The sequence below is a fragment of the Paraglaciecola sp. IT1134 genome (assembly GCF_058068185.1).
The window spans coordinates 1,807,538-1,829,529 of record NZ_CM176486.1 but is presented as its reverse complement, the minus strand read 5'-3'; the positions used below and the strand labels follow the sequence as shown (position 1 = coordinate 1,829,529).

At 42.1% G+C, this 21,992-nt stretch carries 18 protein-coding genes and 5 tRNA genes; 6 read left to right on the top strand and 17 right to left on the bottom strand.

All coding sequences use genetic code 11. The features are described 5' to 3' along the window. Positions 1–39 precede the first annotated feature (39 nt). The 6 genes from AC3RV5_RS08060 to gltX form a co-directional block, all read right to left on the bottom strand. Complete coding sequence (locus tag AC3RV5_RS08060; protein ID WP_489731413.1) at positions 40–252, bottom strand: DUF1289 domain-containing protein; 213 nt, start codon at positions 250–252, stop codon at positions 40–42. A 132-nt stretch (positions 253–384) separates the two neighbouring features. Continuing rightward, complete coding sequence (locus AC3RV5_RS08055) at positions 385–762, bottom strand: hypothetical protein (protein ID WP_489731412.1); 378 nt, start codon at positions 760–762, stop codon at positions 385–387. A 526-nt stretch (positions 763–1,288) separates the two neighbouring features. Then, a tRNA-Glu gene (locus AC3RV5_RS08050) sits at positions 1,289–1,364 on the bottom strand. A gap of 524 nt (positions 1,365–1,888) precedes the next feature. Next, positions 1,889–1,964, bottom strand: a tRNA-Glu gene (locus AC3RV5_RS08045). A gap of 155 nt (positions 1,965–2,119) precedes the next feature. Then, positions 2,120–2,195 (bottom strand) — tRNA-Ala (locus AC3RV5_RS08040). A gap of 110 nt (positions 2,196–2,305) precedes the next feature. Beyond that, positions 2,306–3,715 carry a glutamate--tRNA ligase gene (gene gltX / locus AC3RV5_RS08035; protein WP_489731411.1) on the bottom strand — a complete coding sequence of 470 codons (1,410 nt, stop codon included), beginning with the start codon at positions 3,713–3,715 and terminating at the stop codon, positions 2,306–2,308. 542 nt (positions 3,716–4,257) lie between these two features. Here gltX and AC3RV5_RS08030 point away from each other — a divergent pair. Next, positions 4,258–4,333: transfer RNA gene (locus AC3RV5_RS08030), tRNA-Val, on the top strand. A gap of 168 nt (positions 4,334–4,501) precedes the next feature. After that, positions 4,502–4,577, top strand: a tRNA-Val gene (locus AC3RV5_RS08025). 221 nt (positions 4,578–4,798) lie between these two features. Here AC3RV5_RS08025 and AC3RV5_RS08020 read toward each other — a convergent pair. Beyond that, a complete protein-coding gene (locus tag AC3RV5_RS08020; RefSeq protein WP_489731410.1) occupies positions 4,799–5,980 on the bottom strand; it encodes an acyl-CoA dehydrogenase in 1,182 nt (393 codons plus the stop codon). A gap of 127 nt (positions 5,981–6,107) precedes the next feature. Between AC3RV5_RS08020 and AC3RV5_RS08015 the strand changes: the two genes are divergently transcribed. The 4 genes from AC3RV5_RS08015 to AC3RV5_RS08000 all read left to right on the top strand — a co-directional run bounded on the left by AC3RV5_RS08015 (position 6,108) and on the right by AC3RV5_RS08000 (position 10,424). Further along, the gene (locus AC3RV5_RS08015) at positions 6,108–6,989 is read left to right on the top strand and encodes a LysR family transcriptional regulator (RefSeq protein ID WP_489732116.1); all 882 of its coding nucleotides are present in this window, start codon (positions 6,108–6,110) and stop codon (positions 6,987–6,989) included. A gap of 471 nt (positions 6,990–7,460) precedes the next feature. After that, on the top strand, positions 7,461–8,525 hold the full coding sequence (locus AC3RV5_RS08010) for a C4-dicarboxylate TRAP transporter substrate-binding protein (protein WP_489731409.1): 1,065 nt from the start codon (positions 7,461–7,463) through the stop codon (positions 8,523–8,525). 24 nt (positions 8,526–8,549) lie between these two features. Beyond that, entirely contained in the window at positions 8,550–9,080 is a 531-nt protein-coding gene (locus AC3RV5_RS08005) for a TRAP transporter small permease (RefSeq protein ID WP_489731408.1), read from the top strand. Positions 9,081–9,083: 3 nt separating this feature from the next. Then, on the top strand, positions 9,084–10,424 hold the full coding sequence (locus tag AC3RV5_RS08000) for a TRAP transporter large permease (RefSeq protein WP_489731407.1): 1,341 nt from the start codon (positions 9,084–9,086) through the stop codon (positions 10,422–10,424). 282 nt (positions 10,425–10,706) lie between these two features. On the opposite strand, the gene AC3RV5_RS07995 is transcribed toward AC3RV5_RS08000, so the two are convergent. From AC3RV5_RS07995 to AC3RV5_RS07950, 10 genes are all read right to left on the bottom strand, one after another. Beyond that, positions 10,707–11,507, bottom strand: a complete 801-nt coding sequence (locus AC3RV5_RS07995; protein ID WP_489731406.1) for an IclR family transcriptional regulator — start codon at positions 11,505–11,507, stop codon at positions 10,707–10,709. A 601-nt stretch (positions 11,508–12,108) separates the two neighbouring features. Further along, positions 12,109–13,035: an electron transfer flavoprotein subunit alpha/FixB family protein gene (locus AC3RV5_RS07990; protein ID WP_489731405.1), complete on the bottom strand. Its 927-nt coding sequence runs from the start codon at positions 13,033–13,035 to the stop codon at positions 12,109–12,111. Beyond that, positions 13,032–13,784, bottom strand: coding sequence for an electron transfer flavoprotein subunit beta/FixA family protein (locus AC3RV5_RS07985; protein ID WP_489731404.1), 753 nt, complete (start codon positions 13,782–13,784; stop codon positions 13,032–13,034). The genes AC3RV5_RS07990 and AC3RV5_RS07985 overlap by 4 nt, the downstream gene beginning before the upstream one ends. 59 nt (positions 13,785–13,843) lie before the next feature. Beyond that, positions 13,844–14,281, bottom strand: coding sequence for an acyl-CoA thioesterase (locus AC3RV5_RS07980; RefSeq protein WP_489731403.1), 438 nt, complete (start codon positions 14,279–14,281; stop codon positions 13,844–13,846). Between the two features lie 38 nt (positions 14,282–14,319). After that, on the bottom strand, positions 14,320–14,736 hold the full coding sequence (locus AC3RV5_RS07975; protein ID WP_489731402.1) for a PaaI family thioesterase: 417 nt from the start codon (positions 14,734–14,736) through the stop codon (positions 14,320–14,322). A gap of 9 nt (positions 14,737–14,745) precedes the next feature. After that, positions 14,746–15,480, bottom strand: a complete 735-nt coding sequence (locus tag AC3RV5_RS07970) for an enoyl-CoA hydratase-related protein (protein WP_489731401.1) — start codon at positions 15,478–15,480, stop codon at positions 14,746–14,748. 24 nt (positions 15,481–15,504) lie between these two features. Then, entirely contained in the window at positions 15,505–16,482 is a 978-nt protein-coding gene (locus AC3RV5_RS07965; protein ID WP_489731400.1) for an NAD(P)H-dependent flavin oxidoreductase, read from the bottom strand. A gap of 83 nt (positions 16,483–16,565) precedes the next feature. Next, the gene (locus tag AC3RV5_RS07960; RefSeq protein ID WP_489731399.1) at positions 16,566–18,662 is read right to left on the bottom strand and encodes a 3-hydroxyacyl-CoA dehydrogenase NAD-binding domain-containing protein; all 2,097 of its coding nucleotides are present in this window, start codon (positions 18,660–18,662) and stop codon (positions 16,566–16,568) included. A gap of 25 nt (positions 18,663–18,687) precedes the next feature. Then, the gene (locus AC3RV5_RS07955) at positions 18,688–19,887 is read right to left on the bottom strand and encodes a 3-oxoadipyl-CoA thiolase (protein WP_489731398.1); all 1,200 of its coding nucleotides are present in this window, start codon (positions 19,885–19,887) and stop codon (positions 18,688–18,690) included. Positions 19,888–19,896: 9 nt separating this feature from the next. Next, positions 19,897–21,744 carry an acyl-CoA synthetase gene (locus AC3RV5_RS07950; RefSeq protein ID WP_489731397.1) on the bottom strand — a complete coding sequence of 616 codons (1,848 nt, stop codon included), beginning with the start codon at positions 21,742–21,744 and terminating at the stop codon, positions 19,897–19,899. Positions 21,745–21,992: the final 248 nt, after the last annotated feature.

Sequence of the window (21,992 nt, the reverse complement as noted above, 5' to 3'; positions counted from 1 at the left end):
GTAAATGGACGCCTGTAAATGGACGCCTGCAAACGCGAATTAACGAAACGTGGGGAGTTCCTTTTTGTGCTGTTGCTGGCGTAATTGGCAATTCTGCAAAATCACTTCTCTTTCTTGCCCGCAAGCATTCCCCCAGGCAATGATCTCATTTATCAAACGAAAACACCCAATACACATATCCTGTTCATCCAGGCAGCAATTCCTGACACAGGGCGAAGCAATGTGATTGGATGATGAGGTTTTACCTGACATGCGAAGTCCATGAGTCATTTAGCGGGCGATAATAACATAATACCAGTCGGCATAACTTGCGTTAGCATAAACGAACACAACCTGGAGCTCTGATTTTTGCAGCGTTGCGCAGCCTTATGTAGTCCTTGCAACCTAGGATTTGCTTTGCTCAACAGTGATGGGTGTACCGGGAACAGCACTAACAATTTCGTCCAACCGGGTGCTTTTAACAACATAGTCTGTATCAAGCAAAGACTGATACACCTCAGAGACTGTTAAAAAACGCTCGGGCACCAAGCCAGACTGGGCAAAATAAGGCAATAAGTATTCACCTTGAGAACGCTCATCAACTAACCAGTATTCAAGTTTTTGATTCCGCCTGTCTAACGTTAACTGAGGTCTAAGCGGTGAATCGCGCACGCTCGTAGGCACCACCCAGCCACGCATATCCACCAATATCGCCCAGGTATTACCACGCATTTTGCTCATGGCTTCGCCCAGTTCAGATAAATAGGCGAGATCTGTCTGCACTGTCCACACACCTCTGAGCGTCACGATAATAAGTCGCCCCACGACCTTGATTCTATAATGTGCTGGTGCGGAATAATTTACTGACATTAGACTCACATATTAATTAGGAAGTATGATGATTTTCGTTTAACGATCCATACACCTTAAAGCCCTAAATAGCTATTTTGCATATACAAAAAAACCGCACAGGTAACTGTGCGGTTTTTTTTATTTGGCGTCCCCAAGGGGATTATAAAATACGTCCTGTATTTTACCGCTTCGCGGCCATCGCAAGCGATGTTCAAAAATGTTCCAGACATTTTTGTCGAACTACGGGGCTCTCACCCCTTGTGAACGCATAAAATGCTATCACTTCGTTCTTTTTTATAATGGCGTCCCCAAGGGGATTATAAAATACGTCCTGTATTTTACCGCTTCGCGGCCATCGCGAGCGATGTTCAAAAATGTTCCAGACATTTTTGTCGAACTACGGGGCTCTCACCCCTTGTGAACGCATAAAATGCTATCACTTCGTTCTTTTTTATAATGGCGTCCCCAAGGGGATTCGAACCCCTGTTACCGCCGTGAAAGGGCGGTGTCCTAGGCCTCTAGACGATGGGGACAGAAACTTTGTACATCGAAGCAAGCTTCGATAAGTTTCTGTAAGGTGAGGTGAGCCTGCGAACTGAGCGACCTTTATAGTCGGTCTTAGGCAGCATTACCTTACAAAAACCAAAATTCTATCTTGTCTAAACTATTATTCACTGGCCTAGGTGGTAGTGAATAATCCTTGTTTTAGCACTTAAGTCAAAATCCGTTGACCTAATTTTTTATGGCGTCCCCAAGGGGATTATAAAATACGTCCTGTATTTTACCGCTTCGCGGCCATCGCAAGCGATGTTCAAAAATGTTCCAGACATTTTTGTCGAACTACGGGGCTCTCACCCCTTGTGAACGCATAAAATGCTATCACTTCGTTCTTTTTTATAATGGCGTCCCCAAGGGGATTATAAAATACGTCCTGTATTTTACCGCTTCGCGGCCATCGCGAGCGATGTTCAAAAATGTTCCAGACATTTTTGTCGAACTACGGGGTTCTCACCCCTTGTGAACGCATAAAATGCTATCACTTCGTTCTTTTTTATAATGGCGTCCCCAAGGGGATTCGAACCCCTGTTACCGCCGTGAAAGGGCGGTGTCCTAGGCCTCTAGACGATGGGGACAGAAAATCGGTTTTCGAAAGCAAGCTTTCGAGATTTTTTGTAGGGTGAGGTAAGCCGGCGAACCGAGCGGCCTTTTCCTTTACAAAAATCAGAATTCTATCTTATCTAATCTTTTCATTTACTGGCCTAGGTATGCCGTAAATGATCCTTGATATTGGTGGAGCCAGGCGGGATCGAACCGCCGACCTCTTGCATGCCATGCAAGCGCTCTCCCAGCTGAGCTATGGCCCCAATACTTATTTAATCAGCAACTTGCTTTTATAAGTAGCTGTCGTTCCGTGACAGCGGGGCGCATTCTAGGCACCCTCCCTTTTTATGTCAACGATTTTTTGAGGAATTTTTTAGGAATTCTCTCTGTTTGCTATATATTTAAGCGCTTTGTCTATACGCTGAACAATTTGTTCGGGTTTAAGCAAATTAAGCGTCACATCCAGCGCAGGTGAATTACCAGACCCTGTAGCAGCCACTCTTAAGGGCATACCCACTTTGCCCATACCCACACCCAAATTTTCTGCAGTTTGATTGATGGCATTTTGTATCGATTCAATATTCCAGCTCTCCAATGCCATTAAGGACACTTTAACGGCCTCTAATGCTTCTTTGGCCACGGGACGCAAATGTTTTTTGGCCGCATTGGCATCAAACTCGGCAAAGTCTTCATAAAAATAACGACTGATTTGAGCCAATTCCTTGAGCGTCTTCACCCGGTCGGCTTGTACTTTTATCACCTCCTCTAATGAAGGCCCCGAACTCAAATCTATGCCTTGTTGGTCGAAATGCCATTTAGCATAGGGTGCAACCTCAGCAACCGGCAGCTCTTTAATATAATGCTGATTTAACCAAATCAATTTATCGGTATTGAACGCCGAAGCGGACTGCCCGATATCATCCAAGCTGAACATTTCGATCATTTCCTCTACAGAAAATATTTCCTGATCACCGTGTGACCAACCCAAACGGACTAGATAGTTCAACAACGCCTGAGGTAAATAACCGTCATCACGGTACTGCATCACACCGACAGCACCATGACGTTTAGATAGTTTTTTACCATCATCCCCCAAAATCATCGATACGTGGGCGTACTCAGGTACCGGTGCCCCTAGAGCTTGCAATATATTAATCTGTCTTGGGGTATTGTTAATATGGTCCTCTCCACGCACCACATGGGTAATGCCCATATCCCAATCATCCACTACCACACAAAAATTATAAGTTGGCGAACCGTCACTACGTAAAATAATGACATCATCAAGCTCACTGTTAGCGATGAGTATTTCGCCGCGAATATGGTCTTTGATTTTTACGCTTCCCTCCTGGGGATTTTTAAAACGCACTGCAAATGGCTGACCTACCGGATGATCCAGGCGCTCTCGCCAAGTGCCAGGATAACGGGGTTTTTCACCGTTGGCTTTTTGCTGTTCACGAATATCGTCCAACTCTTGTGAAGTCATAAAACATTTATAGGCTTTACCTTCATCAATAAGTTGCTGGATAAGCGCCTTATAACGAACGAAACGCTGGGTTTGATAATAGGGGCCGTCGTCCCAATCCAGACCAAGCCACTGCATGCCTTCCAATATTGCATCTATCGCTTCTTGCGTAGAACGCTCTATATCCGTGTCTTCGATGCGCAGCACAAACTTGCCGCCTTGGCTTTTGGCATACAACCAGGAATAAAGTGCCGTACGGGCACCACCAACGTGCAAAAAACCTGTTGGACTTGGGGCAAAACGCGTAACTACTGTCATGCTATACATCATCCTATTAACTAAATTGCCGGCATTTTATCAGCCAATGAGACATATTAGAAAGGCTTAACCAATTTAATCGACAACTAGGCTGGCGCAAAAAAAAACACACATGCAAGGATCGGCTGATAAACCAACATTTTTATATGCAGAAATAACCTGGTTTGATTGTAGTTCAACAAGTAATACATTCTTAATTTGCTCAAACATTGAACCCATAGGTTGTTTTTCAGGCGCTTGAACACTATTTTTAAATTTACAGTTGACAGTTTAAAACGCATACCTATAATAGCGCTCCACTTACTGAGGCAACCCAGTAAGGTAAAGAAAAGAAGGTCGCTTAGCTCAGTTAGAAAAAGAGAAGAGCATCGCCACCCTTTACAAGAGATGGTCGAGGGTCACTGGTTCAAGCCGGTGTAAGTAGTAACATTTCAATATGGTCGCTTAGCTCAGTTGGAAAAAGAGAAGAGCATCGCCACCCTTTACAAGAGATGGTCGAGGGTCACTGGTTCAAGCCGGTGTAAGCAGTAACATTTCAATATGGTCGCTTAGCTCAGTTGGGAGAGCATCGCCCTTACAAGGCGAGGGTCACTGGTTCAAGCCCAGTAGCGACCACCACCCTTTACAAGAGATGGTCGAGGGTCACTGGTTCAAGCCGGTGTAAGCAGTAACATTTCAATATGGTCGCTTAGCTCAGTTGGAAAAAGAGAAGAGCATCGCCACCCTTTACAAGAGATGGTCGAGGGTCACTGGTTCAAGCCGGTGTAAGCAGTAACATTTCAATATGGTCGCTTAGCTCAGTTGGGAGAGCATCGCCCTTACAAGGCGAGGGTCACTGGTTCAAGCCCAGTAGCGACCACCACTTCTTTAGTTGAACAATCCGAATAATTGTCATACCTGCTCCAACTTTCATAGCTGGTTTTTTGCGTATCTGCGATTTAAAGAGCATCGCCGTTCGTTACAAGGGCCTAGGCGCGCTAAATCAAGCCCAGTAGCCCATGTCGGCTAATATTTACGAGGCCCAAAGCCTCGCCAATATACGCCTTAAATTGATAACTTTAGCGTTTCCTAATGCGTTAGTCGTTAGCAGAAGGCTTGAATACCGGTGATGCCGCGACCTAAAATTAGGGCATGAACATCATGAGTACCTTCGTATGTATTGACTGCTTCAAGATTCATTACATGACGAATTACGCCAAATTCATCACTGATACCATTACCACCATGCATATCACGGGCAACACGTGCAATATCAAGAGACTTACCACAATTATTACGTTTCAATAAAGAAATTAATTCGACTGGACATTGATCCGTATCCATTAAACGTCCCATTTGTAAGCAGCCCTGTAAGCCAAGAGCTATCTCAGTTTGCATATCAGCCAGTTTCTTTTGAATTAACTGATTTGCCGCCAAAGGGCGACCAAATTGCTCGCGATCTAAGGTATAAGTTCTAGCGGCATTAAAGCAAAACTCTGCAGCCCCCAATGAACCCCAAGCAATACCATAACGAGCTTTATTTAAACAACCGAAAGGCCCTGCTAATCCTTTAACTTCAGGGAACATATTTTCATCTGGCACAAAAACGTTATCCATAACAATTTCGCCCGTTATTGAGGCACGCAAAGAGAATTTACCTTCAATTTTTGGTGCAGATAAACCCTGCATTTCTTTTTCAAGCACGAAACCCCGAATTTTGCCTTCGAGTTTTGCCCAAACAACAAAAACATCGGCTATGGGTGAATTAGTGATCCACATTTTGTTGCCCGTTAAACAATAACCACCATCTACTTTTTTTGCGTGAGTGGTCATAGAGGCTGGATCACTACCTGAGTTAGGCTCAGTCAAACCAAAACAACCCACCCATTCACCAGAAGCAAGTTTAGGCAAATACTTCATGCGTTGTTCTTCAGTGCCATAAGCATATATAGGGTGCATAACGAGTGACGATTGCACACTCATGGCGCTACGATAACCACTGTCCACGCGTTCTACTTCACGAGCGATCAACCCATAACTGACATAATTGACTTCACTGCCACCATATTGAGCAGGCAAAGTCGCACCCAACAGCCCTAACTGACCTAATTCACGCATTATTTCGCGATCAAAATGTTCGTGTCTATTAGCTTCAAGCACTCGTGGCAGAAGTTTTTGTTGGCAATAATCATAAGCCGTATCACGGATCATGCGCTCTTCTTCGCTGAGTTGATTATCAAGAAACATTGGATCTTGCCAGTTAAAGGGGGTGAGTTTTTGGCTCATAGGGTGACTCCGTTTATATGCTGTTATGGGTAATGGTTTATCGTTTTACTCTATCCTTAAAATAAAAATAAATATAATATATAGTTTTTATATTTTTAATATCCTTTACTTATACTTGGTGTTAGCTATGAATTTGAAACGTCTTGAATATTTTTGTCAATTAGTTGTGCAGGGCAACTTTACTCGGGCAGCACATAAAATAGGCATTGCTCAACCGGCATTAACCATTGCTATTCAAAAGCTAGAACAAGAAGTTGGGCTAAAGTTGATTAATCGTGCTGACAAAAATTCCTTATTAACAGCTGAAGGTGAAGTCCTGTATAAACTGGCCACCCAACTATTAAGCCAAGCAAAGCAAGTTGAATTAGAGTTAGAAGAGCTAAAAGATCTAGACAGAGGCACCATTCGTTTTGGCGTTTCCGCAATGATGGGCTCTTATTACTTTCCGAAAGTATTAACGGAATTTAAGCAAAAACATCCCAAAATAAAAATACACTTAGTTGACCAAGGCACCGCAGCACTTGAGAAAATGTTACTTAATGGCGAACTTGATTTAGCCTTAGTACGTGGTGATTTAGAAAATCCACAACTGCGTTACACTGAACTTATTAATGAGGAAATAGTAGCAGGCATGGTCAGCTCACATCCGCTAGCGGCTGAAAAAACCATATCACTGGCGCAATTTTGCCAGCAGCCGCTAGTGTTATTTCATGAAGGTTATTTTTTACGTGAAGTAGTGAGTCAATATTCAAAAAAACATCACTTAGCATTAGATATCCGTATGGAAACTAATCTTATTGAGCTGCAAAAGTCATTGGTTCGCAATGAGGTGGGTATTACTACTTGTCTATCGCGTATTTTACAAAACGAACAGCAGATGACATCAACCCCCTTTGAGCCAAAAATTGAATTTACGTTGAGTTTGGCATGGAAAAAAAATCATTACCTTTCTAAAGCCAGTAAAGCTTTCATGGCTTATTTAAGCTCAACGGTTGACCCTATGGTCTAAGTTTAAATGAGTTATATTGCTTCATTTATATTGAAAGCAGTAGTAACCGTTTTTTTAAGTAATTCGACCTTACCGACTTGTATTAACTAAACCGATAAAATATTTAAGAATATTAATTATTTGGCTTTCGCTAAAACGCATTTTTTCATTGCTGTTCTCCATTAGCGTTAATGTAAAGGGAAAACTCTACTTTGGTAATTCTGATTTTAAGTGAGGATTACACAATGCCCTAGAAAATATTATAGATAAAACTCTACGCTAAAAACGCTTCTAATATATTTAACACATTTCTCATTGATAATTATGCAATACAACTTGATAGCAACTCACCCGTTAATACTCTTGATTTAATTCTTAAAGCGCTATTTTTCTACTTGCAGCACTATGTTTGTTAATGTAAAGTAACAAACATTAGTGGCTCACCAGTTCCGCCAAGCGAAATACTCGCAGCTCTTATGAGAAATCAAAACAATGAACATAATTAGCAAATTTTTCGGGCCCGCAACATTAATAGCCATTACTTTGAGTGCAATCCCTGCTGTCGCAGCAACGGTTCTCACCTATGGTGAGCCGGGGCCAAACCGCGGCGCCCGTGCTGAAGCCACTAAATGGTTTGCAGAGGAAGTTGAGAAGCGTTCTGGCGGTGATTTAAAAATTCATATTATGTGGGGTGGTGCATTATTTAAGGCAAATGCATCGCGACAATCTATTGCTGCGGGGGTAGTAGACATAGGCACAATTATTCCGGATTACTTTCTTAAAGAGATGGTCTCTTTTTCACTGACTAACTTGCCCTTTGAAAATTTAGACCCCTGGGTTGGTTTAAAAGCCAACTTTGAGCACATGCAGTCCCCTGAAGTATCCCGTAGTTTGGCCAAACAAAATTTAGTCTTCGTCACTTCATATATGCTCTCCAACGTTATCATGTTATGCAAAGGTGACGCGGTTCGTTCACTTGATGACATAAAAGGTAAAAAGATACGTGGGGTGGGCACCTTCGGGAAAATATTTGGCGACTTAGGGGCAAATTTGGTTGGTATGAACATCTATAAGGCTTATCAGGGGCTAGATAACGGTTTGCTCGATTGCAGTCAGGGTTACATGAACGCCTCACTTGCCCTGAAGCACCATGAAGTGGCTGACAGTTTAACCAAACTTAATTGGGGAATTTATACCGGCTTGGGAATTTTTATCAATAAAGATGCACTGAACAGATTGAGTCCGTCTCAGAGGAAGGTGCTTAATGAAGTGGGCGCCGACTTTATCGATTACCTTGGTCAAAATGTGCTGACATCTGACAATGCTGCAGAGCAACGGTTTACGCAAGGGATTGATGGTCGCAAGTTGGAAATGATTAGTCTCTCTGCTTCAGATTCAGCTAAATTATATTCAGCTAGTCAATTTCACATTACCAAATGGGAAAACGAAGCCAGAAAAAGCGGCCTTGATGGAAAAGCCATGGTTGAAAACTACAAAACCTCCCTGACTAAATACAGCCAAGAACGAGATCTTAAAGGCTACCCTTGGGCACGTTAATTTAACACCGTAGAGTTTATTGTTATGTTGAAAAAAATTGAACTGGGGGCATTGATAATCGCTGGCGTGTGCATTGTCACTCTCGGACTAATGATCACCCTAACAGTTATGACACGTAACCTTTTTGGTTGGGGAGTGACTGACGACGTGGTGATCGTCCGAGAACTAATGGTGGGAGCGATTTTTCTGCCCTTAGCTTATGTCACCGCAGATTATAGCCACATCACCATAGATTTCTTATTTAAACGGGTGGGTAAACACGCCAAGTTATGGATGTTAGCCATTGGTTCTCTCATAAGTCTATTGATATTGCTGCCACTTGCATTCTCCGCTTGGCAGGGGTTGTTCCATGCGGCAAGTAGTGGCGCCTATTTTTTTGGCGAGTTAGAGCTGCCTGAATGGCCGGGTCGATTTGCCTTTTTCGCCGGAGCGGCACTATTTATTGTACGTTTATCGCTAATTTTCGTTGCAGATATTCGAGCGGCTATCTGTGGTAATACTGAATATCTCGTGCAGCGAACAGACGCTGAACACGATATAATTGAAGAGGGTTAATCTGTGGATCCATTGATTCTTGGGCTCGTAGGGTTTGCCTGTGCGTTGCTTTTGCTTGTGTTTCGTGTGCCAATCGCATTCAGTTTGGCTGGTGCGTCATCTGCATTTATATTTTTATTTTTTGCCATGCGAAACGGCGGTTTTGACATTGCCAGTGCAGTGGCACCAACCCTATCGATGATATCAGCCAACGTCTTCGATTTGGTGCATTCATATGATCTAAGTATGATACCGCTATTCGTGCTTTTAGGGCATATCGCATACCATACTGGTATCACTACTGATATCTATCATGCTGCGCGAGTTTGGCTAAAACGCTTACCTGGCGGTGTTGCTATGGCCTCTGTTTTTGGTTGTGGGGGATTCTCCGCTATTACCGGCTCGAGCATCGCTTGCGCTTCGGCGATGGGTAAAATCTGCGTGCCAGAAATGCTACGTATGGGTTACGATAAGCGTCTGGCTACTTCTACCGTGGCCGTAGGCGGCACGCTTGGTTCGTTGATCCCGCCAAGTGTGTTATTTATTGTTTACGGTATTTTTACCGAAATGTCAGTCAGCCGCCTCTTCATGGCAGGTGTGATCCCAGGCCTGTTATCGCTGGTCGGTTTTTTAGTGGTTATTTACCTATGGGTAAAACGTAATCCAGAGGCTGCGCCCGTCGATAACACAATCCTTGCTAAGGGAGATCGCCGAGAAGCCGCAAAAAGGTGTTGGCCAGCACTGTTGCTCTTTACTATTATCATTGGTGGTATTTATGGAGGACTATTCACCGCTACCGAGGCCGCAGCGATCAGTGCATTTTCGGTAATCATCATTGGTTGGTTGCAAAAAAGGCTTAATTGGCAGCAGTTTATCTTATCCATTAAGGAAACTTGTACGCAGACCACTTCTATCTTCTTTATCGCTGCTGGTGCCAAGATTTTTGTCGGGTTTGTTGCGTTAACAGGTATGGCACCCGCACTGGTTGGACTCGTCGAGGATGCAGATGTATCTCTATGGTTATTGATGATAATGATCGCAGGCGTATACTTCCTATTGGGTATGTTTCTTGACCCACTAGGTATTATGGTTCTTACCCTACCTTTCTTGATCCCTATGGTAGAAGGTTATGGATTAGACTTGATCTGGTTTGGTGTGGTGGTGATAAAATTGCTTGAAATAAGCTTGATCACCCCGCCTGTAGGATTAAACGTTTTTGTCATCGCCAGTGTGACTAAACCTTCGGTTGCGGTATATGACATTTTTATGGGAGTGGCACGATTTCTAATGATGGATATCATAGTACTAATTGCGATTATCGCCTTCCCTATACTGTCATTGCTATTGCCTAACCTTATGATGTAGCCCTTATTATTCGCGGTTTAGCCAAAATGGAGCCTACCGCGAATAATACCGACCTACCAAGACATACATTGCTGTCATACTATATTTCTCACTCTATAATCACACCTCATCCCAATCAAAGTAGTTACCAAGCAGCGCTTTCACTTTCCCCAAATTGTTGAAATTAGTAGTTGTTTATTCAAATACCTTCCCTCATACCCAAGTGAGCAGAAAAGAATGATATTCCGATTACAAAAAAGCCTTTTTATATACTCTGAGAAATGATTAAACTAAGATAAAGTGCTAAAACCGAATTAAGGTTGCTTCGATATTGCGCACCATACTCTTTAGTTGTGGCGCGACTTCGTCACTCAAGAACTCTTTGGACAATCGAAAAGCGGGTCCGCCGGCATTGAATACATAGATTTGTCCTTGCGTGAGTTTCAACGGAACAGCAATGGCACTGGTATCCCGCTCCCAATCCCCCCAGGAATAGCAATAACCGTATTCTTGATAGCTTTGTAAAGCTTGATCAATACCCGCTTTGATAGCGTCGAACTTATCGCCCATTTTTTCTTTGAAATGCCTCAAAAAGAAGTCTCGTTCTTCTTCTGATAATGCCACTAAATAAGCTCGTCCAGCCGCCGTAGTTGCCATAGGAATTTTATCACCTATATCTTTCTTAAAGGTGACAATGTCTTTTGGGGCGCAATGATCAAGATAAATCATATCCAACCGGTCTCTGTCTGCCAGGCCGATCGATGTGCCCGTTTCAGTTGAAAGTTCTTTCATTAAGGAGTTCGCCACTTGACGAATGGCAAGGTTAGATACAAATGCATAACCCAATGCTAACACGCCAGCCCCAAGCTGGTATTTTTCTAACCGTTTCGAATAAGTAAGGTAGCCCAGGTTTGTCAAGGTATAGGTTAACCGAGATATACTTGATTTGGGCAATCCGGTTCGTTGAGCAATCTCCTGATTGCCCAGAAATCCGTCTCCTGGGTTGAATGCCCGTAATATATCTAATCCTCTGGCAAGCGCTTCGACAAACTTTCGATCCACTTCCCCATTTATATCTCTTGGCATACCCGTCAGTCTATTCATTTTGAACTACTCAATTGTCTATCACACTAGGCGTATTGGCTTGTTGTTACTGCCGATACGTTTATAAAATTATGGATATTATAATCGCATTATTCTCTATAAAAACAAACATTATATACATCAGTTTAAGACCATCGCATTAAAAGTACGTTATCCAGATTTACTGATTTGATCTATTACTGTGCTCTAAACCACCGGGAATCCCACGAATTTAATTAGCATCTGCTAACGTACTGTCAGGTAAAAAATAACCGTTAGGCAAGATGTCATCATCCAAAAAGCATATTTTGAATTTCGCAACGACTTAATGTTGAATTTTCAGATTCTTTAGTTTAGATCGAATATATAGGTTGTATTGAATATAATGTTTGTCATTATTTATTGCGTTTATTCTGACATCAAAAAATTAAAATTATCGAGGACTATTGATAATATTTTTGAAACGGAAGATACAAACTCACGACCTATCCCAGCTAATATACAGGCTGGAATAAGTCCTCAATATTTTCGCTAACTAACATTAAAAGCCAAGAATAATGTAAAGAGCTTGGCTGTTGTTATAATGTAATGAACATCAAGTTCACAATAGCGTTATCAGCACTTACAACGCATTTTCTAATTCAGGTAAAGCCTCAAACAAATCTGCAACAATACCGTAGTCAGCGACTTGGAAAATAGGCGCTTCAGGGTCTTTGTTGATCGCAACAATCACTTTCGAGTCTTTCATACCCGCAAGATGTTGGATTGCACCAGAAATACCTACCGCAAGGTATAAGTCTGGCGCTACAATTTTACCTGTTTGGCCTACTTGCATGTCATTAGGCACAAAGCCAGCGTCTACCGCGGCCCGTGAAGCACCAATCGCAGCACCTAACTTGTCAGCAATACCTTCTAATAACCTAAAGTTATCACCATTTTGCATACCACGACCACCTGAAATAACTACCCTTGCAGAGCCTAAGTCTGGACGTTGTGAAACCGTTAATTCATCACTTATATGGCTTGAGATACCCGCGTCTGTCACATTATCTAGGCTTGTGATCTCTGCACAGCCATCAGTTGCAACAGCGTCGAATCCTGTTGAACGCACGGTGATAACTTGTTTGGCATCTAAACTTTGTACGGTTGCAATGGCATTACCTGCGTAGATAGGACGCACAAATGTATCGGCACTTTCTACCGCAATAATATCTGAAATTTGCGCCACATCTAATAAGGCAGCAACGCGAGGCATAAAGTTTTTGCCTGTGGTTAATGCGCTAGCCAAAATAACGTCGTAATCAGCCGCTAATTCAGTGACTAATAAACTGACGTTTTCAGCGAGTTGATGTTCATATGCTGCATTGTCTGCAACAACTACTTTTGCCACACCATTAACTTTTGCTGCTTGCTCTGCAACGGCTTGACAGTTATGACCCGCAACTAAAATAGTGATATCACCACCCATTTGTTGTGCCCCAGCAACTGTTTTTAAGGTATCCGCTTTTAATGTGCTGTTATCGTGTTCTGCGTAAACTAAAATGCTCATGAGATCACCTTTGCTTCATTTCTTAATTTTTCAACTAACTCATCGATTGATTCAACAATAATGCCTGCTTGACGCTCTCTAGGTGGTGTCACTTTTAATAAATGGGTACGTGCAGTTAAATCAATACCAAAATCGTCAGCCGATTTTACCTCTAATGGCTTACGTTTAGCTTTCATGATGTTTGGTAAAGATGCGTAACGGGGCTCATTTAACCGTAAGTCAGTCGTCACAATCGCGGGTAAATTAAGGGAAATCGTTTGTAAACCACCGTCTACTTCACGTGTTACGTTAACTTTGTCGCCTTCAACCTTCACTTGGGAGGCGAAAGTGCCTTGTGCTAACCCTGTTAATGCTGCAAGCATTTGACCTGTTTGGTTATTATCGCTATCGATAGATTGTTTACCTAAAATAATCAATTGAGGTTGCTCTTCTTCAACCACTTTTTGCAACAATTTGGCAATGTTTAACGCGTCTAAATTTTGATCTGTTTCAATGTGTATCGCGCGGTCGGCGCCAAGAGCAAGTGCTGTCCGAAGTTGTTCTTGGCAGCTTTTATTACCAATAGAAATCGCAATAACTTCAGTTGCTGAGCCCGCTTCTTTAAGGCGAACCGCTTCTTCTACGGCAATTTCACAAAATGGGTTGATTGACATTTTAATGTTAGCTAAATCAACGTTTGAGTTATCAGATTTAACGCGTACTTTGACGTTATAGTCGATGACACGTTTAATGGGGACTAATACTTTCATTAAATTTACTTCTCCTGGATGCATTAACTGGCAAGATTTTTTGTGTATTCGTTTTAAATTCATTCATTTTCATGTGTTAATTCTTTTTCTAACAAAGCAAGGGCCGCGCTAGGAAGATTAATCTTACTTTGCATTTCATGACTATAAGAAACAATAATGCTTTCACTTTTAGCCGCAACCTTTTGATGTATTTCACTATAAATAATTTGACTTAAAGTAAACCTATCTTTACCTATTTTCTCGACTTTGGTCCCAATGATAAGATTATCAGGATAAGTAACCGGAAACTTAAACTTACAATCGATATAAGCAACAACAAAACCAAGCCTGGCATGCCCAAGCGCGGCTCTAATTTTACTATCAGTGAAAAACTTCACCCTGCCCTCTTCACAGTAACGAAAATAATTGCTGTTATTTACATGTCCTAATACATCCATATCTCCCCACCTAACGGGATGTTTGAGTTGATTAGGATAATGCTGTAATTGATTGTTCAAAATTTTTCCACTTCAATTGTTAAGTGTTCGCTGCGTTGCTATACGTTAGAGTTAGATTCTTCTTTTCTATATCGAAATACGCCTTGCCCTGAAGCAATCAGATTATGCAAAGAATCGTATACTTCTCCAGAGCCGTAATAGATGTTTCGACCAGAAGCCGTCACTTTTCCAATGGCATAAAGCTTGTTGGATTGCGCTTGCCCTAAAAAGTTGATGTTTAACGATAGAGTCAGTGCTTTTCTGTAGTCAAGCGGGTCGTCACTGTATGCCCCAGACAGGGCAGTGGCTGCATCTAATAAAGCCGAAATAAACCCACCATGGGGGATACCTGAACGATTTAGATGTTCAGGCTTTAGCTCGGCACTCATTTTTATATGATTTTCTCGCCATTGCTCAACCACAAAACCTAAATGGTTATTAAATGGCGGCATTGGTTTATGTGCCCAAGGTTTCATTTCAAACTCTTATTTTCTTTTTCTAGCGGCGTGAGATTCTTCACTTTGCAGTAACTCAGAAAAAACCACTAACTCACGTTCAATAATATTATTAAGTATTGCCTGCTGCGGTGCTTTAAGGAGTCTTTTAGTCGTACGCAAAGCATTTTGAGGTTTGAGTGCTAATGCTTTGGCTTTGCTTAAGGCAAAGTCAAATACTTCAGATTTGTCTATTTGTTGATTGACTATACCGATATTAATAGCCGTTTGGGTGTTAAAAGCATCACCCAGCATTAATATTTCAGCGGCTTTACGGTGACCTGCTAATTGAGGAATAAGCAGGCTTGATCCTCCTTCGGGGCAAACGCCTAAATCGACAAAAGGCATTTTAAAAACCGTTTCTGATGCATAAACAAAATCAAAATGCAGTAACATGGTTACACCAATACCAATGGCAACCCCAGATACTGCTCCGACGATTGGCTTAGGGTAGTTATGTAATTCATATAATAAAATTGACGCGGGTGATGGTTGATTAACATCACGATCATCGAAATCGTTTAAATCATTACCCGCTGAAAACGCATCTTGAGTACCGTGTATCAGTACTACTTTAATACTTTCATCAGAAACACTGTCTCTCAGTGCGTTAGCCATAGCGTTATACATTAAGTGGGTTAACGCATTTTTTTTCTCAGGGCGATAAATACCTATGTGTAAAACACCATTATCTTTGTGAATTAATATATTTTCTGGAGATTTCATATTGATTGCACCTATTTATTGGGCCTATTGATGGTTCAGACGATTTAACCGAGCTAGAGCCAGATCGTATTCTGTTTTAAAGCGTTCAACGATAGTAGATACATCAGTAATATCTGCAATACTGCCTAATCCTTGGCCTGCCCCCCAAATGTCTTTCCAAGCTTTAGATTTACTGCCACCTTCAGAGCCAAATTTCATTTTGCTTCTATCGCCCTGTTCTAAATTATCAGGATCTAAGCCCGCATTAGAAATACTTGGTTTGAGATAATTTCCATGCACGCCGGTAAATAACGAGCTATAAACAATATCTTTGGCGCTATGCTCAACCAACATGTTTTTATATTCTTGATCAGCATTTGCTTCTTTGCTGGCAATAAAACGCGTGCCTATATAGGCAAAGTCAGCACCTAATGCTTGCGCTGACAGTATTGAGGCACCATTAGCAATGGAGCCTGACAACGCAATAGGGCCATCAAAAAATTGTTTGATTTCACTGACTAATGCAAAAGGACTTAAGGTACCCGCATGGCCACCTGCGCCAGCACACACCAAAACTAAACCATCAACACCCGCTTCTATGGCTTTTTGGGCATGACGAATATTAATAACATCGTGAAAAATAATGCCACCATAAGCGTGAATACGTTTGACCAATTTAGGATCCAGCGCGCGTAAGCTGGTAATAATGATTGGCACCTTATATTCAATACAGGTGTTCACATCATCCTCTAAACGGTCATTGCTCTTATGTACAATTAAATTAACTGCATAGGGCGAAACGATAGCGTTAGGGTTGGCCGCCTGATACGTATCTAGCTCAGCAATGATGGTTTTTAGCCACTCACCCAGTAGTGATTGTGGACGGGCATTAAGTGCCGGAAACGACCCGACGATACCCGCTTTACATTGGGCGATGACTAATTCAGGGCCCGAGATAATAAACATAGGCGCACTAATGACAGGCAAAGATAATTTATTTTGTAACGTCGTTGGAATTGACATCTTGATGTCCCTGAAATAACTTCGATGTAATGGAATAACAGTAGCTATACCAAAAAACTGACATAACTAATTTTATAACTCGTTTAGCTATTGGCCCACTGAGTTAAGGTTTTGCCTTGTGTGACAAGTTGTTTTAATAACGCTGCTGGTTGCCAAAACTCTTCACCGTATGTGCTGCCAAATTCACAAATGGTTTGATAGATTTTACCTAAACCAATGGTATCAGCATAAAACATGGGGCCACCTCGATAAGCTGGAAATCCATAACCGAATGCGTAAACCACATCAATATCGCTAGGACGTTGGGCAATGCCTTCTTCAAGGATTTTAAAGCCTTCGTTGATCAAAGCAAAAGTCAGACGTTCTAAAATAGTCGCGTCACTTATATTTTTGCGCTCGACTCCTCTTTTCTTGGCTTGTGCTTTGATAACCTCAAGTACTACGGGATCCGCAATACGCTGCCTAGTGTCGGGATCATATTGGTAATACCCTGCACCTGTTTTTTGACCTAAACGACCCATTTCATATAAAGCATCGGCAATACAATAGGTTCTGACATCACCTTTTTCTGCATCAGTTAAGCCTTCACGGGCTTTATAACCAATGTCTATTCCCGCTAAATCGGCAACCGCTAACGGCCCCATTGCCATACCAAAATTTTGCATGACTGTGTCTATATGTTGCGGGGTTGACCCTTCAAGCAAACATAATTGGGCTTCACGGGCATATTGGCGCAACATACGGTTACCAATAAACCCATAACAAACTCGAGACAATGCGGGGATTTTTTTAATGCTTTTAGCGACGGCCATGGATGTGGCTAATACTTGATCAGAGGTTTTATCACCACGCACAATTTCAAGTAATTTCATCACATTAGCAGGGCTAAAGAAATGCAGACCAATCACATCTTGTGGTCGAGAGGTTGCCTGAGCAATTAAATTAACGTCTTGATAAGACGTGTTACTGGCTAAGATAGCGCCTTGTTTACACACTTTATCCAGCTTAGTGAATACTTGTTTTTTGATGTCTATATTTTCAAACACCGCTTCAATAACCAAATCCATATCAGCTAAATCATGGTAATCAGTGGTACCAGTAATCAGTTTTTGACGCTGCGCGGCCAGCTCAGCAGTCAATTTACCTTTACTCACCGTCATAGCATAATTTTTAGCGATAAGATCTTTACCGCGTTGCAATGCTTCGTCGTTAATTTCCAGCAAAGTAACAGGGACACCCACATTCACAAAATTCATTGCAATGCCTCCGCCCATTAAACCGCCACCAATAATGCCCACTCGTTTGACATCTTTTAGTTGAGTGTCTTTGGGTAAGCCTTTAATTTTCGAAGACATTCTTTCGGCAAAAAACATATGACGTAATGCCCCAGACTGCACTGATTGCATGCACTCTACAAATAGACGTCTTTCAACCTTTAAACCTTCATCAAAAGGTGTATTCAATGCCGCTTCAATACATTCAACAATACGATGTGGTGCTTCTTGCCCGCGAAAACGTTTACTTAATGTTTTTCTATATTCAGCGAAAAATTCAGTTGATGCGCCTGCTTTATCAACCTCTAATTCGCTGACTCTTTTAAGCACGGCACCTTGCGCAATGACTTCTTTGGCAAAAGCTATTGCTGCGGCGAGTAAATCACCTTCAACTACTTTATCAAGTAAACCAATACTGAGTGCTTGAGCTGCAGCAATGGGTGTGCCGGTAGTCATTAAATCAAGTGCGGCTTTAACACCTACTAACCTGGGTACTCTTTGTGTTCCACCAGCACCAGGCAACAAACCTAATTTAACTTCAGGTAAACCAACTTGAGCTGTAGACAATGCACAACGATAGTGGCAAGCCAAAGCCGTCTCTAAGCCACCACCCAGTGCGGTGCCATGGATTGCCGCAATGACTGGTTTTTGCGACGCTTCGATTACATCAAGCAACTCTGGTAATGACGGCAACATGGGTGGTTTACCGAACTCTGAGATGTCTGCCCCAGCAATAAACGTACGCCCTTCACAAATCAAAACCAAGGCTAAAGAGGCATCATCTTGTGCTTGTGTTACCGCATCTTGAATACCCGTACGTAAGGCATGTGAAAGCGCATTAACTGGTGGGTTATTTAAACGAATAACGCCGATATCACCGTCTAATTGATAACTAACAACTGACATAAACTAATTCCTTACTTTTAGAAAGTTAAACACGCTCAATGACGACAGCGATACCTTGACCAATACCAATACACATTGTCGCTAATGCATATCGACCACCGGTTTTTTCTAATTGACGTAATGCGGTCAGCATAATACGGGTACCACTGGCGCCCAAGGGATGACCAATAGCAATCGCACCACCATTTTGATTGACACGAGGATCATCAAAAGCAATACCGAGTTGTTTCATGCAACCTAAGGCTTGCACTGCAAATGCCTCGTTAAATTCTAAAACATCCATATCCGCCAGGGTTAAGCCCGCTCTGGCTAATGCTTTTTGTGAAGCAGGTACTGGCCCTAAGCCCATTACTCGTGGGGGTACACCTGCAATGGCGCCGGCTATAATTCTACCGCGAGGTTTGATACCCGCTTTTTCACCCACTTCTTTACTACCAATAATCATGGCAGACGCACCATCGTTAATGCCTGACGCATTACCCGCGGTAACAACACCTTCAAATAATGGTCTTAATTTACCTAGTGCGTCTACGGTTGAAGATGGACGTGGATGTTCATCAGTTGTCACACAAAGTGCTGGCTTGTTACGACCTTGTGACACTTCAATGGGAATGATTTCATCGTTAAAATACCCCGCTACTTTAGCCGCTTCGTATTTCGCTTGAGAAGCGGCCGCAAATACATCACATTCTTCTCTGCTAATATTTAAATCACTGGCAATGTTGTCTGCCGTTTCAGGCATTGAATGACCGCCAAATTGTTTAATAATCTCTGGATTAGTAAAACGCGCCCCCATAGTGGTATCAAACATTTCTTGCTGCCGGGCAAAAGCTGAAGTTGCTTTAGCTAAAACAAAAGGAGCACGGCTCATAGATTCAACACCACAAGCAACAAATAACTCACCTTCATTGGCTTTTACGCACCTAGCTGCATCTAACGCCGCGGCTAAACTTGAACCACACAAACGGTTTACGGTTAACCCCCCCGTCTCTATCGGCAAGCCAGCTAATAGTCCTGCAGTGCGCGCTACGTTTCGGCTGTCTTCACCAGCCTGATTAGTATTACCGGCAATCACATCTTCATAAAGGCTTAAATCAAAGTTGTTGCGTTGTACTAAGGTTTTTATAAGGTGCGCCAGCATGTCATCCGGTCGAACAGAAGATAAAATGCCTGCATGTCGTCCAAATGCTGTTCTTGCGGCATCGTATATATAGGCATCTTGCATAATGTTTCCTTATAAATTGATGTAATTAACTAAGACGGGAAAAGCGACAAGTAATTTAGCGGCTTTGTGTTGGTCTTGTGTGTTTGCTAACTGAATGTTTACAACCTGACCTCTTTCTGGGTCAAATTCTGATCCAACCTGCGCAGTGATATCATGTGTTTTGAGCAAAGTTTTGACGCTAAATTCTGTGGCTTTATTACGTAATAATGGTTTGAATACTTTGCCGACAGCCGTTAAGGGTATGCTATCGAGTATTTCGATACGTTTAGGAATGGCCGCCCTTTCGCTAATGTGCTTTTGGCAATGTTCAAGTAATTCAGATGGCGAAGTTTGCTGTTTATCTTTTACTACCACATAGGCAACGGGTATCTCGCCTGAATGCACATCAGGTTGACCAATAGCCACTGATTGAACGACGTTAGCATGGGCCATTAATGCATCTTCAATGATTTGAGGGTCAATATTATGACCTCCACGGATAATCAAATCCTTCGCTCGGCCAGTCAGCTGAATATGCCCTAACGCATTAATCACCCCTAAATCACCGGTATTGAACCAGTGACCGTCGACCCAAGCCCCCGCATTGTCACTCTCGTTCAAATAGCCTTGAAAGATATTTGGACCTTTCACCAAAATAACGCCGGGCTCATTAGTTGCACAAATACGACTAATTTTATTACCTATGAGTTCGGCAGCAATCACCTGGGTATAAGGTATGCCATTGCCCACTGAAACCCCACTAACATCATAGCCAGGCAATACTCTAGCAATCAAACAAGATGATTCTGTCATGCCGTAACCATTGGTCACATTGCAATTAAATCTTTGCCCAAAGGATAATTTCAGTTCAAGAGGCAAAGGTGCTGAGCCACAAGCAGCATGTTCAAAACAACTGAGATCAATTTTTTCATCTGGTTGCTGTAGTAAAACAGACATGATGGTGGGTACAGTAGGGAACCAACACACTTGATATTTATTAACAAAATACCACCAGTTCTTGACTGTATTAGGGTTTCTAAATCCTTCTGGCGTCATAATAACCACCGTACGACCCACAATGAACATGGACAAACTAGCGGCAATAACACCAAACACATGAAACAAGGGTAATGCATTTAATACCGCAGATTTACCATGACAAGCATTAAACTGGGCATAAACTTGCACCACAAAACTAATATTGTCATGAGATAGTTTGGCTATTTTAGGGCGGCCTGTTGTTCCGCCTGTATGGAAGTACATGGCAATATCGTCACCCGAGGGTTGAAAGGATTGCGCCAACTTTTCACCAGGTTGAATTGCTATCGCACTATTAAAATCAGTGATGGTGACTTTTTTATGACAGATCTGAGCGCAACTATTATCAAGTAAAAGTAGATGTTCAAGTGATGGCACGCGCTCAATAATTTCATGCACTTTTTTACCTAATTCAGTTGAATCATCAAGAGAAACAGTGACTAATACTTTCGTTTTTACCTCATTCAATATTTCAACAATGTGATCAACTTGCAAAAGGTAGTTAATAGGATTGGCAATGCCCACAACTTGGGAAGCCCACATACTAAGATGGGTTTCGGTCAAATTAGGTAATAAAATAGAGACAACATCTGTACGCTCTACGCCGAATGATTTATACAGGTTTGCGGTTTGATTAATTTTTTTGGCTAAAATAGCAAAAGTGAGTTCTTTGGCAGCTTCATCTCGAGAAGCCGTGACATGCTCAGCTATTGCTATATCAGCAGAATATTCATCTGCTGCATGGCAAAACACATCGTAGGTTGTTTTACAATGATATCGGTCTTGGTAGCTTATTTTTTCTAAATCAGCAAGTAACTCTAATTCTGTTGGTTTGGGCATTAAGCGCTCACTCTAATACAAGTTGTCATTATTTATTATTACTACGACACTAATCAGGCAGCAAAACAGTTCGCGTATTCTGCAATGCGGAATTGCATTTTGCAAGCCTTTTGAGAGACAATAGATGTAGACCGTGTTGTACTGCGACCAATTGCTTATTTTACGCGTGGATTGTTCCCATTTTGCTGCTTGCCCAGATTCAGCTATAAGATCAGTTCACGCTAACGTAAAAAGGTTCATTCGAGTTA